The organism is Psychrobacter sp. CX97 (assembly GCF_057396285.1).
Window position 1 is genome coordinate 59,653 of the sequence record NZ_JBXYJE010000003.1, and the last position, 18,345, is coordinate 77,997.

The 18,345-nt window shown below is 40.5% G+C and carries 14 protein-coding genes; 9 read left to right on the forward strand and 5 right to left on the reverse strand.

All coding sequences use genetic code 11. The features are described from left to right. Window positions 1-613: 613 nt before the first annotated feature. The 5 genes from AC2SLL_RS03260 to AC2SLL_RS03280 all read left to right on the forward strand — a co-directional run bounded on the left by AC2SLL_RS03260 (window position 614) and on the right by AC2SLL_RS03280 (window position 8,560). Entirely contained in the window at window positions 614-2,710 is a 2,097-nt protein-coding gene (locus AC2SLL_RS03260) for a glycosyltransferase family 2 protein (protein ID WP_486530248.1), read from the forward strand. 183 nt (window positions 2,711-2,893) lie between these two features. After that, window positions 2,894-4,183: a glycosyltransferase gene (locus AC2SLL_RS03265; RefSeq protein ID WP_486530249.1), complete on the forward strand. Its 1,290-nt coding sequence runs from the start codon at window positions 2,894-2,896 to the stop codon at window positions 4,181-4,183. A 114-nt stretch (window positions 4,184-4,297) separates the two neighbouring features. Then, a complete protein-coding gene (locus AC2SLL_RS03270) occupies window positions 4,298-5,797 on the forward strand; it encodes a hypothetical protein (RefSeq protein WP_486530250.1) in 1,500 nt (499 codons plus the stop codon). Window positions 5,798-6,078: 281 nt separating this feature from the next. Beyond that, entirely contained in the window at window positions 6,079-7,242 is a 1,164-nt protein-coding gene (locus AC2SLL_RS03275; RefSeq protein ID WP_486530251.1) for a glycosyltransferase family 2 protein, read from the forward strand. A gap of 322 nt (window positions 7,243-7,564) precedes the next feature. After that, window positions 7,565-8,560, forward strand: coding sequence for an NADP-dependent oxidoreductase (locus AC2SLL_RS03280; protein ID WP_486530252.1), 996 nt, complete (start codon window positions 7,565-7,567; stop codon window positions 8,558-8,560). 153 nt (window positions 8,561-8,713) lie between these two features. On the opposite strand, the gene AC2SLL_RS03285 is transcribed toward AC2SLL_RS03280, so the two are convergent. From AC2SLL_RS03285 to AC2SLL_RS03295, 3 genes are all read right to left on the reverse strand, one after another. After that, on the reverse strand, window positions 8,714-9,358 hold the full coding sequence (locus AC2SLL_RS03285; protein WP_486530253.1) for an alpha-ketoglutarate-dependent dioxygenase AlkB family protein: 645 nt from the start codon (window positions 9,356-9,358) through the stop codon (window positions 8,714-8,716). Window positions 9,359-9,400: 42 nt separating this feature from the next. Continuing rightward, window positions 9,401-10,318, reverse strand: coding sequence for an alpha/beta fold hydrolase (locus AC2SLL_RS03290; RefSeq protein ID WP_486530254.1), 918 nt, complete (start codon window positions 10,316-10,318; stop codon window positions 9,401-9,403). Between the two features lie 420 nt (window positions 10,319-10,738). Further along, entirely contained in the window at window positions 10,739-12,658 is a 1,920-nt protein-coding gene (locus tag AC2SLL_RS03295) for an ABC transporter ATP-binding protein (RefSeq protein ID WP_486530255.1), read from the reverse strand. Window positions 12,659-12,890: 232 nt separating this feature from the next. On the opposite strand from AC2SLL_RS03295, the gene AC2SLL_RS03300 reads away from it, so the two are divergent. Beyond that, the gene (locus AC2SLL_RS03300; RefSeq protein WP_486530256.1) at window positions 12,891-13,811 is read left to right on the forward strand and encodes an EamA/RhaT family transporter; all 921 of its coding nucleotides are present in this window, start codon (window positions 12,891-12,893) and stop codon (window positions 13,809-13,811) included. Between the two features lie 76 nt (window positions 13,812-13,887). On the opposite strand, the gene AC2SLL_RS03305 is transcribed toward AC2SLL_RS03300, so the two are convergent. Beyond that, complete coding sequence (locus AC2SLL_RS03305; RefSeq protein WP_486530257.1) at window positions 13,888-14,037, reverse strand: hypothetical protein; 150 nt, start codon at window positions 14,035-14,037, stop codon at window positions 13,888-13,890. A gap of 151 nt (window positions 14,038-14,188) precedes the next feature. Here AC2SLL_RS03305 and AC2SLL_RS03310 point away from each other — a divergent pair, with 151 nt between their 5' ends. Genes AC2SLL_RS03310 through AC2SLL_RS03320 form a run of 3 tightly spaced genes read left to right on the forward strand, consistent with a single transcriptional unit; the run spans window position 14,189 to window position 17,004 of the window. Beyond that, window positions 14,189-15,046 carry a sce7726 family protein gene (locus tag AC2SLL_RS03310; protein ID WP_486530258.1) on the forward strand — a complete coding sequence of 286 codons (858 nt, stop codon included), beginning with the start codon at window positions 14,189-14,191 and terminating at the stop codon, window positions 15,044-15,046. Beyond that, complete coding sequence (locus tag AC2SLL_RS03315) at window positions 15,047-15,985, forward strand: sce7725 family protein (protein ID WP_486530259.1); 939 nt, start codon at window positions 15,047-15,049, stop codon at window positions 15,983-15,985. It begins immediately after the preceding gene. Beyond that, the gene (locus AC2SLL_RS03320; RefSeq protein WP_486530260.1) at window positions 15,982-17,004 is read left to right on the forward strand and encodes an RES family NAD+ phosphorylase; all 1,023 of its coding nucleotides are present in this window, start codon (window positions 15,982-15,984) and stop codon (window positions 17,002-17,004) included. The genes AC2SLL_RS03315 and AC2SLL_RS03320 overlap by 4 nt, the downstream gene beginning before the upstream one ends. A gap of 376 nt (window positions 17,005-17,380) precedes the next feature. On the opposite strand, the gene AC2SLL_RS03325 is transcribed toward AC2SLL_RS03320, so the two are convergent. After that, window positions 17,381-18,328: a D-2-hydroxyacid dehydrogenase gene (locus tag AC2SLL_RS03325; protein WP_486530261.1), complete on the reverse strand. Its 948-nt coding sequence runs from the start codon at window positions 18,326-18,328 to the stop codon at window positions 17,381-17,383. Window positions 18,329-18,345 lie beyond the last annotated feature (17 nt).

Sequence of the window (18,345 nt, forward strand, 5' to 3'; positions counted from 1 at the left end):
TCATCTATATCTACAAATAGATTTACGATTGTCAATGAGCCTTTAGCCTCAGTAAACCACTATCTAGTCCTTTAAACCATCTAGTCCTTTAAACCAGCTGGCTCATCCCTAACACTTGCTGAGACAAATTCTAAAATTTAACAATGACGTTAATATTTATGTGTTTACAGCTCTCCAACCTGTATCTTCTACTCGTTTATTTGTCACATATATAGCGTATATACATTGTATAAAGTTACATAATTGCCATTAAGTTACAGGAAGTATGGTCAATTTACATGTCGTTAAATCACAAGACAAAAAAGACATACAAGTAGCTTAATAACTGGCTTACTATCTAATGTTGTTCGCCACTGTTTATATTTAATTATTTCGTTATTAATTTAGTTATTTACTTGCATATTCTTAACTTACCTATTGTTTACCTGTTACCAGATTAGCAGGGACATAACGGAATAGTTATCTCCTTAACTGTCATACCTATTAATTTTAAACGTTGCAATCCCAATCTTTTGTGTGATTACAGGAGTATTTTTGATCTACATAAATATCATTTAATTGTTATTTATTTATATTTAATTGAGGTGTTCCTATTAACATTAGCTTTCAAATAATGACTCGTGCTGAACCCGCCTCGGTGGTAAAGCAAACTATTCAAGCATTATTGGCGGTTAAGTCCCACGCTGATGAAATCCTGATTATAGATAATAATCATACCAACGAAGCGCTTTATAAGCCTTTAGCACGCTACTGCAATAGTTTGCCTGATTCACTTAACGTTCGCTTTCATCACATTGATCATATACCGGGATACAAAGCTGGCGCATTAAACCTAGCCTTAAAGCTTATGGATGAAGCCTGTGATTATATAGTGGTTATCGATAGCGATTACCACGTTCTTCCTTGGGCTAGAAACCGTATTGAAAAAGCCATTAAACATTACCCTAAGCATGCCTTATTACAGTTCCCACAATATTACCGTGACTATGATAAAGCTGACATACATGCTGAATTGAATCATTATTTCAGCCATCATTTAAATCGAAACAAAAATCAAAGCCGGGCTTTATCTACAGGGACTTGTGCCGTCATAAAAAAACAGGCGCTCTTAAGATTGGGAGGGTGGTGTAGCGACTCAATTACAGAGGACGCACAAATGGGGGTTCTATTACATCTTAACGGAGAGAGTAGTCAATACATCAATGAAATAATAGCCACAGGTATGTTACCACTGACCGTGGCAGATCTGATTGCTCAGCGCCGACGCTGGATCTACGGCAATATGCAGGTGTTGCGTAATTATTGCAAAATTTTAGTCACATCCTTATTTGATAAAGGATTTGATATAGGTACCTTGACCTACTGTGAGACTCGTTTATCAGCCTCATTAAGTGCAACTACAACTAATAGTGCAAAAGAGGTTAATTTTAGCAATCGTTACTTTACTCCGTCACACTTTGAGGATAAGAGTGAAAAAAATGGGGCGGGTAATCAGCGCTTGAAGGGCAAATATCTATTTGTTGGTTATGTGGAGCCTCGTTATCTGCGTGCACATCTATCCCAGTTAACTGCATGGGTAAATTTTACTGGCATATTTATGATATTGCACGTTGCCAGTCTTGGTGGTTTGCTGGCTGCCACTAGTCTCCGTGTACCTTCACTAATACCCCCTTCGTTAACGGTACTCAAATGGTGTTACGGAAGCTATACCGTTTTTATGGCTCGTAGATTATGGGCTTATATGAGTGACTCAAAGCCGCTGCAAACACCCAACAACATGTCAGCTGAGAACATTGCGTCTGAGAGCATTGCGTCTGAGAACATGGTATCTGAGAGCATAGCATCTAGGAAAACATCTGAGGCAGTAGCACGTTATTCAAAAACACCCTCATGGGTTAGACCATGTTTTATTGATAATGAACAGCAAGATAAAGAGTGTGTTAGTAAAAACCAGAATAAAAACAAAAAGAATAATGAGGGCTATTGTGCTACTGCCAACGCTTCACTAGAGCGGTTATATAACCAGAGTGATGATGAGCAGCCGCTTTTTTCAACACTAAGTACTGAGTCTGAGCGTAATAATCGTCCACATCACTTTCATAAAGTAAAAGCCCATAAAGTAAAAGCCTGTAAACGAAGTCTCGGTAAGATTTTTAATACAACTAAAAGCAAAATTATTCAGAAATTTGCCAAAAAACATAGTGTGCAAGCCAAGCATAGAACTACTCAGAATTTTGTAGCAACAATCAAGAGGTCTAGTCGTAAGCGATTAGCCGTTGTTACCTCACAATTAAAAACACCGCCTGATGCTAAAACCCCACTAGTTAGTAGATTACGTGCTTGGTTGGTACATTTAAACTTTTGGGAACTGGGCGCATTATCTTGGTTTCCTGTGTTATGGGGACAGAAAAGACCCTTTGTATGTACTCCGAAAATTGATAACGCACAACATAGCTTGAGGAGTCTATGGGCAACTGTCGCTGTTATACCTAAGTTTTTGATTATTTTAAATGCACTCACTGCCATAGTTGTATGGTCTTATTCTGCCAAGTTATTCGCTTACTCTGTGGCGTTACTGTTTATTAAATTAGCGGCTGGCTGGGTATTAATGACAAATTTTTCAGAAGTAAGTTCACGTTTAACACAAGAAATGAATGATGGTATAAAGGGGCAGGTTTCTGAATTTAATGGTTTTAGAAGTTCAGCGTAACTTGTGAAAACGGCCGAGATTTCAAGGTGTTTTAGCTATTTATAAGCTTAATACCTCCTTTAAGCTTTATACATGTATAAGCAAGGAGGTTAATCAGAGAAGTCAATTAAATAGTCAGTCAAAATTATTAAACTTAGATGATTAAACGATAAGTAATTAAATTAATACAATATAGGATTTTATATGTTTAAGGCTGGTGCTAATAACCCTTTGCGGATTGCAGTCATTGCCCACTCTTTATATCCCATAGCTGAGCCTTATGCGGGTGGGCTGGAATTAATCACTCAGTTACTATGTAACGAACTGGTTAAGCGCGGTCATGAGGTTACGCTTTACGCTCATGAAGATAGCGATACACTTGCTAAGCTCAGGCCTTTTATGTCCCGAGCTCAGTTTGATGAGCACATTTATCCAAATGAGCATGATGCGGTCGGTATGACCCGAGATGAGCTATATCAATATCACTTATACCAAGATGCCATGCGAGAAATTATTGAAGCGACCCATAAAGGTCATTTTGATATTGTCCATAATCATAGTTTGCATCATGTGCCTATGTTGGTAGGTCAAGCGCTTGGCCCTCGATTAATGACCACATTCCATACGCCAATTTTTGCACATCTGCGCTTGGCCTTGCTTACTTTGGAGAAAGGTACAGACACCCAGTTTACCAGTGTCAGCCAGTTTCAGCAGCAGTTGTTTAATGAGTTTGTGCCTTCTACAGTCGTATATAATGGCATTGACGTTCACTCATTTTCTTGTAATACCAACAAGGTTGCAGACGAATCTTATTTTTGGTTTGGCCGAATTTGTCCTGAAAAGGGCACACACTTGGCTATGCAGTATTGTCAAAAAGCCAATAAAAAACTTGTCATTGCGGGGCCTAAAAGTAATCTTGACTACTTTAATGACAAAGTGACCCCATTGCTTGAACAAGACAACATTGCAAATGGAGGGCAGGGTTTATTTACCTATGTTGGGCATTTGACCAAAGACGACATAAATACGTATTTAATGCAATCGACAGCCATGTTGTTTACCAGTATTTGGGATGAGCCTTATGGCTTAACATTGGCTGAAAGCCTTGCCAGTGGGTGTCCTGTTATTGGTTTTGAGGTGGGTGCCAGTCAAGAGATTATCACAAATGACAGTGGCATTATTGTACCAAAACTCGATGAAGATAAATTTATCGCCGCTTTCGATAGTATTATGGATATTTCTCGCAAAGCGTGTCGTACTCGAGCAGAGTCGTTTTGCTCGGTAGTGCCTATGGTTGACGGGTATTTAACGTGTTATTTAAATACTGTGAATAACTTAGTTAATAAGCGTCACAATCAACCCCGTATTTTTAATAGCGACTCAAATAGTGAGCTTATAAAAAATCCCGTTGCTAAGGATTTTGCTCATAATCAACAGACAAAAGAGCTGGCAAGTGGGCAATCGGCTAACCAAGAATTACCATCGAGGTCATAAGTGATCAGTCAAGGCATCAATACTACGGCGCTATTGATATCATATTGGTTATCAAAATAGGGTCTGATACTACAAAAATGGTAAATTAATGACACATATTGAGCATTCTTATTTATGAACATTGGGTACTACGCGCATCATCATGGGACAGGGCATTGCCGGCAAGCCGATAAACTCGCTGCACATTGGCAAAATGTACACCCATCTGCAGCAGAGACTTTGACGGTATTTACCAGTTTGCCCGCCGAGGATTATAAGTTCAGTCATATCAGCGCCAAGAATATAATACGTCTCCCCGATGAGCATGAAACGGCGACAGATGTCTTACCAGGTCGAGCAGGTATCTACTGGCAGCCTGAATGTTTGCATTATTCTCCCATTGGAAATCACAATATTCAGCGTCGCAGCAACATACTGCTATCAGAGCTGCAAGCACGCCATATAGAGTTGATGATAGTTGATTTAAGCGTTGAGATTGCCTTACTATGTCGTACCGCTAGTATTCCTTATCTATATGTACGTTTACCAGGTGACCGTAATGACCCTCCGCATAGGAATGCTTTTCAAGGTGCACTGGCCTTACTAGCGCCTTACCCAAAAATCTTAGAGTCAACCAATACGCCTGAATGGGTACGTCAAAAAACATTTTATCTCGGCTTTTTATCTCAGCCTCAGCGGTCATTGCCTATATCAAAATCATCATTCATGGCACTCCTGACTAGATTAGCCAACAACGCTATTGCCCCCGACAATTCAGAGCACAACTTAGATTGCAAGCACGATAGCAAAACTGATAGAAAAACTGATAGGAAAACTGATAGAAAGTCTCATGAAAAACCCTATAGTGATCTTTTCCCTAAACACAGTGACCCTAAGGCAACGAATACAGTTTTAACGAAATCAGACTTAATGATGTCAGGTGTGGTGGATAAATTAGAGTCATTACCGATGATAGTGACCGTGGTAAAAGGCTTTGGAGGACATAAAAACATAGACAATATCTTGCCAGAGCTGAGGCAGATTCTACCCAATGCCTATATTATTTCGCTTGGTCCCATTGATACCGGTGCAATACCATATGTAGACTTAGCTACACAGGTCGATAGTGTCATGCCATTTTTACAGCACAGCGACTTACTGGTAATGGCCTGTGGTCTCAATGCGATAGGGGAGGTGTGTCAGTATGAGACACCTCTAATTGTTATACCTGATGAAAGACCGCACGCAGAGCAAGAAGACATGGCAAAGTCTTTAATTGCTTGTGGTCGAGCGATAGATTTAAAAGAATGGTACCTTTGTTATCCCAGCCAAGAGCCAAACCCTAGCAATGAGCAATACTCAAACTCAGAACAAGCCTATGACTTCAGAAGCAACACCAGCAACACTCAGAAAAACCATATAGACAACAAACAGGCTCCAAAAACCCAGTTGAGAACCTCCAAAGATACGAGGTTTTTGCACACGCTCCAGCCCTCTGCATCTTTGGTAAAGTCAGTTTCATGGTCTAATAGTGGCGAATTTGTTGAAAGTATCGCCCGAGCTGACAGTGTTAAACAATGGTTTTATGAGTGGTTATTGCCCCAGCTTAGCATTCAACCTGATCGTCCAACCTGAGCTGCAAAACTGACAGTGATACGTTAGGCAACTCATGGTTTAATCAAGGTATCTGCATGACAATTAAGCAATAAGTCACAAGTAAGACATAGTAATAAGCATAGGAATATAAGCTTCTATGCACTCTATAGTCAAAGAACTTTAAAGTAGTCACAAGGCAACCGAGTGCAAGTACTACTGAAGTAGGCTTAACGAGGTTAACACCGTGACTCTTTATAAGTTCGCCGACTATAACTCTCATATCCATTCAAAGACCATAAACCGATAATATGACTCATAACATGAATAACGCTATGACTATAAGTAACTCTAACAGCCTACCTATTAGTGTGATTACCACCTGTTATGGTCGTAACCAGCATCTATACAACCTGCTGGCTAGCTTACAATCAGGGACTAAGAAGCCAGCTGAGGTCATTATTGTTAATGATGACGCAGATGTTAGCAGGCTTGAGACATATGATTTAAATATCCTTCAAATCCCTACCACCGCAAGTGAAGACCACATTGTAGATAGCTCTGTTAGTCACATAGATAAACAAGAGGGAAAGGGGGCGCAAAATGACCCTCAAAATTGTCTTCCAAATGACCTTAAAAAAGATCTTAAAAACGATCTTAAAAACGCCCTTAAAAATAAACCTCATACAAAAAACAGCAGAGCTTTTGACATAGGTCTTAACCGCAATCTAGGCGCCAAGCAAGCAAGCTATGACACGCTTATATTTTTAGATGTGGATTGTATCGTCGCTACTGACTTTATTGCAGGGTTAGCTGGTAAAATGGCACAATATCCGCACGCATTAATCATGGGTCAACCTCGCTATCTTACTCGTCCTTTAACCGAGCAAGAATCGCAGTGCTTAGAGCGCTTTAGTAATGACTTTAATACCAGTCATGACATGAGTAAGGACGACACGTTACAGTCTAGAAACTGGTTACAATCCTTGTCCATACTAAACCCTTATCGACATAATCTCGTATCAGATAGCGCCTCTATAAGCGAACAAAGTACACATTACAAATCAATCGAAAAAACACAAGATTATGGCGCATTTTGGAGTTTATGTTTTGCCATTCAGAAATCACAGTTCGAGCGAATAGGTGGTTTCGATACTAACTACGTGGGCTACGGCGCCGAAGACACAGACTTTGCTTTTACCGCACGTCAGCAAAATATAAACTTCTATCTCACTAACGACGTAGTTTACCATCAGCAACATGCCGTATATCGACCCCCTCTCAACCATCTAAACAGTATCGTTATCAATGCCAATCGATTTTTTGAGAAATGGCATCATTGGCCCATGTCTGGTTGGTTAGCAGAATTTGCTCAAATGGGTCTTATCGCATGGCGCCCCGACCAATCCACAGCGATTACTTTATTGCGACAGCCTACCAAACACGAAATCAGTCTTGCACACCATCCTGATGCACCGTTCGTATAGGCGTCGTCAAAAAATCATATTCATAATAGAAGCCAATCCTGCTTTGGGCTATATCTTTACAGGATGTACCTGCCATCTTATATTATTATCAAAGTAGTCTAAATGATGACGAGGCAACCGAGTATAGAATCCTGATACTGCAACGGCGGACGCGCCATAAGCAAATCAATAAATCAATACAGTAGAGATTTAGCCAACCTAAGGCGTACCCTGATTTAGATTGTCAGGAAACGCCCTTAATACACGAATAATATCAGTCGACAAACTAAGCATGATTGGGGTCGAGTGAACCCAAGTCCCCAAAACCGATAAGGAGACAACGATGTCAATAGACAACGCACTACCACAAAAACAATCTGCCATTACCCTTAATGAGTTTGGCGCACCTGAAGTATTACACTATCAAACCGACGTTGACCTGCCGGAAATGGGCGACAATCAGGTTATGGTTAAAATTGCTTATACCGGCGTCAATCCAGTCGATTATAAAACGCGTCAAGGCTTAGGTTGGGGCGCTGAGAATATTAAAAATAATCAGTTTTCCCAAGGTAAACCGGCTATCTTAGGCTTTGAGATGTCGGGAGAAGTGGTGGCAAGTAAAGCGGACAAATTCAAGGTAGGCGATAAAGTATGCGCCCTTAGTTTTGCCAGTGCCTGTTATGCTCAATACACCGCAGTGGATAGCGATTTAATCGCAAAAGTCCCCGATGCTGTCGATTTAAAAACTGCAGGTGTTTTGCCATGTGTTGGCACGACTGCCTTGCAGATGATTGATTTTGCCAAAATACAATCAGGCGAGCATGTGGTTATGAATGCACCAGCAGGCGGCGTAGGTCATGTCGCCCTACAAATGCTGATGGATAAAATAGAGCAGCAAGGTATCAAACTGACCCTAATTTGCTCGCCTGAAAAGTATGAAAAGTTAGCAGGCTTAATAGATACCAGTAAGCTCGCTGGTTGGATTGATTACACCAAAGATGAAGTCTTTCCTGAGTTAGAAGCAGATTTGCTTTTTGATTTGGTGGGTAACGATGCGGGAGTTCGGGCGCTATCTGTGCTAAAACAAGGCGGACGTGTTGTGGTATTGCCTTCAATCTGGGTAGATAAGCTACAAGAAGCGGGTGCTGATAAGGGTATTCAAGTGGATGGGTTGATTGCTAGCCCTAATGGCAAAGACATCAGTAAAGTCTTGGCAGACATAGCCGCAGGTAAGCTGAAATTACATATTCAAACAACCTATCCATTGGCGCAAGCCAAAGAGGCACATCGCGAAATGGAGAAGGGTAGAGCCTTTGGTAAGATTGTACTTGAGGTGTAAGCTTTGGTAGTGCGGGTACAGTAAAGCGTCCCTATCAGCAGGGTTAATTTACCCCTGCTAATTTACCGATTCCCCTTAATTAAAGTGCATTTATTAAAGTGTACTGATTGCCGTTCAAAACGCTCTCATCAAGACGTGAGGCTACATATGAAGCTAGACGGGCTTAAGCATTTGTCGAAAGGTAAGGCTAATGCGCCCGTCATGCACGGTCTTGGTTTTGGTAACTGTGTGCTTCCAGTGGCGCTGCGTATCACCTCGCATCACTATTAGCTGACCCGACTCAAGCATAAGCTCTACATTCTCTTTAGTCACTTTATGCTTGAGTACAAATTTGCGTGTTGCCCCTAGTGACAGTGAAGCAATGATTGGTTGGTGCCCCAATTCAGGTTCGTCATCGGCATGATAGCCCATGCCGTCTTGACCGCTAGGGTAGTAATTCAATAGACAAGTATTAAAGCTGACATAGACCCCTATGTCTGCAAGCTTATGTTCAACCCGTTGTTTCACGTGAAACACTACGTCATGCCAAGGCATAATAGGACGAGTATGTCCCGAATAATGGTAAGCCAGCGAGCTATCCTGACTACTATCTGAACGGGTATCACCCATCCATACGATTTTACGGGAGGTAATATGCGTTTTACCAAATAAGGTTACCTTATCAGACTGCCACGGCAATTCATCAAGCAGTTGCTGATATAACTCAGCAGGGTTTTCAATCACAAACCCGAGATCATTGACGATACCATCGTATGGCAATAAGTTATCGGTTGGAGTGGGAGCGAATAAATCAGGCATATTTACCTATTTAATGTGATGTTCAGCGGGTTAATGTGATGTTTAGCGGGTCGTTTGCAGGTCAAAAATAATCTTTGCGCAGGTTTCAGGTGCTTCCATCGGTAATAGGTGCCCGTAATCTGCTAACACCGTTATGCGCTCATTAGGTACAAATTTACGCCAACCTTTACGCACTTTTTCACTATTAAACATAGAGGGTTTCGCCAGAATTAAGGCATAAGGTAAATTGACTATATTTAACTGTTTGAGTGCTGGGTCGATATAGGGCGTACCAAAATAGCTGGCAAGCTCCTGTTCGGGTGTAAACAGTAGGGTATATCTGCCATCATCTGTGGCCGTCAAACTGTTTTGGGCGAAGATGTGTAAGTTTGCATCGCTGATGCGCTTAAAAGCCCGATGCTGGCGTAAATGTTGAAAATAGGCTTCCACACTCTCCCAATCAGCTTGTTTAACCTTCGTACTTTTAAACGGCTCTTGATTCATTAAAATAGAGCGGGGTATTAAGTCGAAAATTACCTTTTGCTTTCTGGTAAACGTAACCGGATCAATTAAATACAGTGCAGAGAATAAATCAGGACGTTTGGCAGCCGCCATCGCTGTGGCAGTTGCTCCTTGCGAGTGGCCAATAGCAATAATGGGTTTGTCTTGAGTCTTTTGCAGAAACTCAATTAATAAATCAGCGTCCTGCTCTCGGGTCAATATTTTGTCTTCTGGCAAGTCAACCCAATAGCCACGCATAGCAAGGCTTATTACGTGGAAGTATTGGCTCAGCTCGGTAATTAATGGCTGATACACACCTACAGGAAATCCGTTGCCGCCATAAAAGTGCAGGGTTGGTTTTGATGACGGATTGCCATCACTATTTATCAGCTCAATAAAGTCGTAATAGCGCGCTTTTCTGCCTTGTATATCGAGTTCTTTCTCAAATGGCCGGATGGTGTTAACCTTGGTTCCTTTCATACTTATTCCTAAGACGCTTAAATTATCAAGTGAGACAGTAATGTTAGCCCCTAAGATTAATAAGGGCAAACTTTTGAATGATTTGTGTTCGGTCGGCTTACACTTTGTTAAACCATGCTGACTATTTTAGTTATTTCATAGGATGGCCTATTCCCAGCCCTGAGAGGTGTTAATAAAAGGTCTGCGAGATTTTTTTAGCTTCGTAAGAGTGAATCTGAGCTTGGCCAAACTGGAGAAGGAAGGGGGCAAAACTTATCAAAACTGCTTTATTTATAAAGAGGATGCTTGCTTTTGTGTGAGGGACGAGCACTGAGCTGAGCAGTTAAAGAAAGCCTACCCATGCCGCGCCTATTTCTCCCTTTATTAAATGCTCCGATATTGAGGCTATTCTTTATAATCTTTCTTTACAGTCTTGTTGCTTTACCGCGCATCAACCTCTATATCATCGCCCAAAAATCCTCCACTTTGACGATGCCACAATCCTGCATATACTCCATTTTTAGCCAGTAGCTCATCATGGCTGCCCTGCTCAATGATGTGTCCTTGATCCATAACTACTAAACGATCCAGAGCAGCAATGGTTGAAAGCCGATGTGCAATGGCAATCACTGTTTTGCCTTCCATCATGGTGTTTAGACTTTCAGTAATGGCGTGCTCAACCTCACTATCAAGGGCACTGGTTGCCTCATCTAGTAGTAAAATAGGGGCGTTTTTGAGCATCACACGAGCAATGGCAATACGTTGACGTTGACCGCCAGACAGTTTAACGCCCCGTTCGCCTACTTGCGTATCGAGTCCTTTATTGCCCTTGGCGTCATTTAAATCTTGAATAAAGTCCCACGCTTGCGCTTGTTGACAGGCCGCTATAATTTCGGCATCGGTGGCGGTGGGGCGACCATACGCAATGTTCTCACGCACCGTACGATGCAGCAAAGAGGTGTCTTGGGTAACCATCCCAATTTGTTGACGTAGGCTTTCTTGAGTGACCGCATCGATGGCTTGGCCATCAATGGTTATTTTGCCAGAGTCGACATCATAAAACCTTAGCAGCAAGTTGACCAAGGTGGATTTGCCTGCCCCTGAGCGGCCCACCAGACCAATTTTTTCCCCAGGTTTGATATCTAGGTTAAAATCATCGAGCAGTTTGATAAAGTTTTTATTGGGTAGCCTGCCTTTAGGAGTGGTCAAAGACGCTTCAGTGGCAATACTCAAGTCGGCACCTTCATAACCAAAATCGACATGCTCAAACTTAATATGACCATTATTGACTACCATCTCTTTGGCGTTCGGGGCATCCCTGACATTTTGTGGTGCGGATAATGTACGGATACCATCTTGCACGGTGCCAATGCTCTCGAAAAGACTGGCCATTTGCCACATAATCCAATGCGTTAATGCATTCAAACGTAATGCCATTGCAGTAGCGACCGCCAGAGCGCCCACACCCACATCGCCCCTTTGCCATAAATATAAGCCAATCCCAGCACTGCTACCGATGAGTGTCACGCTGACCAAATGATTGACAAACTCTAGTGACGTTACCCAGCGCATCTGACCATGTACCGTTTGCAAAAACTGGCTCATTGCTGACTTTGCATAGCCTAGCTCTCGCCGAGAGTGGCTAAACAGCTTGACGGTCATGATATTGGCATAAGCATCGGTAATACGCCCTGTCATAAGCGCTCGGGCATTGGCTTGAACACTGGCAGTTTGCCTAAGCTTCGGCAAGAAGTACCACAGCGTGGCACTAAACATGAGCAACCAAAGTACAAAGGGTATCAGTAACAAGCTATCTAGTTTAAATAAAATGATGCCACTGGTCACAAAAAATACCAAGACATAGGTCATCATATCGACAACGGTAATGACCGTATCACGCACCGCCAATGCCGTTTGCATGACCTTAGCAGAAACACGTCCCGAAAATTCATTTTGATAGAATTGCATCGACTGACCAAGCATGCGCTTATGAAATCGCCAGCGCATTTGCATCGGGAACACGCCTTGGATAACTTGAAAATGCACTAGGGCCGACAAACCTACCCAAAATGGGCTCAAAATGAGAACCGCAAACATGAGCTTTAAGGTATCGCTTTTATCATGCCAAAGGCTGGTGGGTGTATAAATACCCATCCAGTCGACAAGGTCGCCAATCCATGCATATAGCAAGGCTTCATAGACACCGATACCTGCGGTCAGTATCATAAACAGCACAAGCCACCCGCGTAGACCGTGAGTACATGCCCACAAGAATTTAAACAACCCTTCCTTTGGCAGAGGGATTTTAGTATCTGGAAAAGCAGAGAGGCGGTTTTCAAAAAATTGGAATAGCTTGTTCATTATATAATTACCATTCAGAATGCAGAGCAAAACAATGTCTTACCTTACTCAGTTTCTGATTCACCAATTGGCCTATTTAGTTTATTAACTTATTAATGGCTAGGTTGTTAGAGCCTATAAGTATCTAGGCAACGCATAAAAGGTATAAAGGATTGCGCTAGACAACTCAAACCACAAACGAGTTGTTAAGTGTGAAATATATTGTTACATTCATCGCTTTAGAGACATTATTATGACTTATCTTATTATCGCCGTGCTTTGCAGTGTTTCGGTGTCGGTGCTACTTAAAGTCTTGCGCCAAAAAGGCATCGATATCCGTCAAACCATCGTCGCAGGGTATCCAGTTGCCTTCTTACTCACTTGGCTGCTTTTGCGCCCTGATATTAGTGGCGTAGTTGAGCTTGGCAGCACATGGGGCATTATACTGTTATTGGGGGTGTTACTGCCGTTAATCTTTGTGATTTTAGGCCGTGCGATTGAATCAGTCGGCATTATTGCCACCGATGCGGCGCAGCGTCTGTCGTTGATTATCCCTATTGGCGCTGCCTTCGTGCTGTTTCAAGAGGTGCTTACCCCGCAGCGCACCTTAGGCATTGTGCTTGGTTTCTTAGCGTTAATCGCTTTAGTTACCCGTCAATCTGAGGTCAGCACAGCGTCAAGCCTACAGCCAAATGAGCTAGGCAATCTGACCTCCAGCGCCTTACCATCAAAACCAGCGATACCTAAACTAGACAAACTGCCTGTTGGCCTGTGGCTGCTGGGCGTATGGTTAGGATATGGTGTTATTGATATCCTGTTCAAGCAGGTAGCCAAACAAGGCGCTGCTTTCCCCTTGACCTTATTTTTGGCATTTGGCATGGCAGGCGGGTTGCTATTTATCTATTTGCTGGTTAATAAAACCCAATGGAGTGGCAAGGCATTAGCCTCAGGTTTGCTATTAGGGGCGCTAAATATGGGCAATATTTACGCCTACATCAAAGCCCATCAAATGTTAGCTGACTCGCCAAGCGTGGTATTTACCGGTATGAATGTCGGGGTAATTGCGGTGGCAACCTTAGTCGGTGTGGTTGCGTTTAAAGAGACGCTTAGCAAGCTAAATATGCTAGGTATTGTGTTGGCGATAGGGTGTGTGTTGGTGTTGTTTTGGGGGTAGGGGGAGGTTTGTAGCCATCTAAACCTTCACAACATAAACCCAGTGAAGAATAAGTAGCCAATCCCGCTATCCGCTACTATCTGCTCGGCTTAGCAAGGCGGTGCGCTAAGCCATTGAGTGTCTCTTGCTTCGCGAGCCACCCAATACCAAGCACCCGCAACTTGCTAACCCCAGCAGTATATCCGCTGCTATCGGGGCTAAGAAGCCTTGTTTGAGTAGGGGTCATTGTGTTACCAATAATATTTAATAAAAATATTGAATGTTTACGTTGTATATTTTATTACATATAAAGTTTATAGTATATATTCTGCAATGATAGAACACATTAGTTTAAATTTAATAACTATTGTTAATTTTTTGATGTATGGAAGTTTTAAATGTCTACAGATATTAATCAGCTTAGAGATATTTCAACACTCTTTACTAGAAGTGAGATACAGCGTCTATTTAAAAACGACTTTGAGTCGATTAATACTAAGCTCGTCAGATATGACATGTTCGAAAAAAAGCGTGGTTGCTCTTACTTAAAGGTATTGAAAGATGCTTATAAAATTATTCTGAAAAATTATCAAAATGAGTATGTCATAAAGAATGAGTTTTTGAATCAACGTTTAATTAACCAAATAGGGAATAGAGACTCTTTAATCATCAATGAGATGAGACTAGGAAGTGTAACCGCTGATTTAGCTATCTTTAATGGGATATCTAAGGTTTTTGAAATCAAAACTATACTTGATAAAGAGTATCGATTGTCAAAACAACTTGATGTATATAAAAAGATTTTTAATGAGGTTTATGTAATTGTTCCACAAGAGAACATCTCACAATATATGAAGTATGATAGTAAGGTAGCGATAATTTCATATGATTCCAAAATAAAGAGATTTGAAATAGAAAGAGAAGCTTCGACTAACTCTCATATAGATATTGACGTATTGATGAATGTTCTACACTCTAAAGAATATCTTAATATTGTCCATATATACTATGATGAAACAGATATACCCGAACTAAATTCTTTTAATCAATTCGATATATGTAAAAAACTTATATCAGAAATTCCATTTGAAGATATTAATCTTTTATTTATTAATGCAATGAAACAAAGGTCGATTAATAACTCTTTTTTTAATAAAGTTAATAACGAATTTAATCAGGTTTGTCTTTCATTAAACCTCAAGGAAGAAGACAGAAAGAGTCTTATTAACAAACTCAAAATAAACAAGGTGTATTAAATGTATTTTCCATACCTAAGAGGACGACAATTTGAACTTATTGCTATAAGAGACTTAGCTTTAGAAGGAGCTTTAAAGCGAATCGTTCCTATTATTGAGCCTGTTAAAGAGAGCTTTAATAGCCTGAATCTTGCTAATAAAGTTATGGTTGAGGCCAGTATTAATCCTTTTTTAATTGTAAATCCTCAGGTAGGAGAGGTATCTGGAGATAAACTTCATTTTTTAGATTATATGGATAAACTTGAAAACTCAGTATATAGACACGCATTCAATTATTCAGATAATGCTAAATACATTTTAGAATGTATCGACAAATATAGCTTAAATGGCTGCATGTTAATTTGTGTAGATAATTTTACTCAAGAAGATGAGTTGATTTCAATTTGTGAAGATGAGCGCATCAATCATATTGTGTTATTGGAACCACATAGATATAGAACATTAGATAGGCATATAAAAAAGCTGAATAAAACTTACATTAGATTAGATGATCTATTCGAAAAACAGAAAAGAAATTCTGATTTTTTGAGTATACCAGAACATAAATTCTCAGAGGAGCATCTGTATTATAAAGCTGATGGATATCAAGGATTCAGCGACTTTACTGTCTTACCAAAAGAGTATGTTGAAGGCGGAAGTACTCCTAGAGCTGTAGTAATTAATATTACTTATATTAATGAGAAAGTTGAAAACCAAATTTGGATAAGGCACTTTACCTCAGATACTAATGATTCTATTTCAAATGTTCAGGGTAAGTTTGCTGAAGCTACTTTTAAAGCTATCAAGTTTTGTGACACGCTATCTTTGGATAATTCAGGTATTGCAGAACTTAGAGGATATCTAAGAGAGTCGAAGTATCCAGGTTTGGGCACAGTTAAGAAAATCACTATAAAAAATCATTTGTTAGTCATTAAACAATATTTAGACAAATTATCATGAATATATGCGAAGGTTGCTTTAGTGACAAAGAACTTAAAGGTTTTATAAATGCCGAAGGCAAGGTAGATAAATGTGATTTTTGCAATATTAATTTAAACAAAGTTATTTCTATAGACGAGTTGCTTGATTTTTTCCAAGAATTTTTAAATTGCTTTGAAACTAATTCCAATGGTACAAGTTTAGTTAGTTTAATCCAAGGTGACTGGGATTTATTTTATAGTAATAAAATTGCTGATGATATAATTAATGTTGTCATTAATAAGCTTAAACTAACTTTTCATAATGCTGAAGTGTTAGTTATGTATAGTCAAGAAATTTTAAATAACATTAATTATTGGCACGAATTAAAAGAGCAGTTGAAATGGGAGAGGAGGTATTTAGCTGATATCGACTTTCTGATAAATGAGCTAGGGTGGGATAGTTTTTTTGAAAGCCAGTCTTTAATTAATAAAAACGACGTATTATACAGAGCTAGATTACATCAAAACACTAATGATATACCCTACGATAGTGATTCTATGTTTTGCCCGCCAAAGGAAAAGAGCACAGCTGGTCGAGCAAACCCGATGGGTATTCCTTATTTGTATTTATCAGATAATCAAGACACTGTATTATACGAAATTAGAGCCACTTATCTAGATGATGTTAGTGTAGCTCAATTCTCTATTAGACCTGATTTAGATAAGAAGGTATTAATATCTGATTTTACTGAAATACCAACTTTATATCATCCCAATGAAGTTAACAATAGGATAAAATCGAGATTACTTAAGAGGCTTATAAGCCATGACTTATCTCAACCTATTAGGAGGTATGATTCAGAACTCGATTATATACCTACGCAATTTATATGTGAGTTTATTAAAATATATACGAATGTTGAAGGGTTAAGATTTCGTAGTTCTCTACATAATACTGGTACAAACTATGTAATTTTTGATCAAAATATTATGATGTGTACAGATGTTAATAGGATTCAAGTTTCAGGAGTAGATATAAGCTATAAAAAAGTTAAATAGAATATAGTTATACTATAGTCTGTTTCTTTAAACCAACATGCAAACCCAATCCCTGCAAATGTCCCGCTGCCTGAAAAAGCGGTTTAGCCGCGACGGAAGTGGTATCCTGACGGTATGAGCGAGGTGTGGTGGCTAAAGTCTGAAGGAGTCTCGCCGAGCAGGAATGCTTCAGCTTGTGTCACCGCCTCGCTCAGACTGGCAGATACAAGCGGACGGCGGGATTGGCTCTAGACTCATCTTATTTATTTTAGGGCAGCAAAGCCTCCCTCACACTCGGTTGACAAAAGAGTAGAAGATCCGATATAACCCCTCAAACAAAAAAATCCTCTTCAAAAAGAGGATTTAACACTTAAAGAACCATAAAAACATTGAGCACTTACTGCTTCTCAATAAAATCACTCACCTGCACACTCAATATCTCCCACAGCTTCTCTTGAGCGGCAGTGCTGCCCCAAGCATTATGCGGACTAAATATCACTCGAGGATGTTTCTCCTTAGCAAGCTTAAGAAGCGGATCGTCTTCAGTAGTAGGCTCTTGCTCGAATACATCTGTGGCATAGCCTATAACCTGCTCGTTTTGTACTGCATCAAACATGGCTTGCGAGTCGACCACACCGCCACGAGCGACGTTAACGACTAATGGGTGCTTATCCATTTTCGCTAAGGTATCATGGTTGATCAGATGTTTAGTCTCCTCGGTTAATGGGCAATGCAGACTAATAACATCGGAGGTTTTGAGTACCGTGTCAAAATCAGTATAGTCATCATTACGCGGCGATTTGCCTTGATGCTCCGCCCAAAGAACTTTCATACCAAAGGCCTTGGCAATCTTAGTAACCCGCTCGCCGATAGTACCGACACCGATAATGCCTAACGTTTTGTTCTCTAAATCAATTAGCGGAATATCCAATAGGCTAAAGCTACCTGACGCCTCCCATGTACCATCGACGACCTTTTGGTGATAATGAACCACCGCCCGCAGTGCCCCTAGCATCAGCATAAAAGTATGTTCGGGCACACTTTTGACCGCATAGCCTGCAACATTATACAGCTCGACATTATGCTCGTTACAAGCGTCACTATCGACATTATTCATGCCAGTGGCGGTCAGTTGAATGAGCTTAAGATTGGGGAGGGCAGCAATAACGTCACGGCCAATCTTAACCTTGTTAGCAAGGATAATGTCGGCATCTTGACAGCGCTCAATAATCAAGCCATCGTCCTGCTCAGTGTCGTCAAAAGTGACATAATCGGTGACGCCATCAGGTGCTGATAAGTCGACTGAATCTAAAAAAGTACCTTTATCTAAAAATACGGCTTTCATAATATAACCTTTTATAA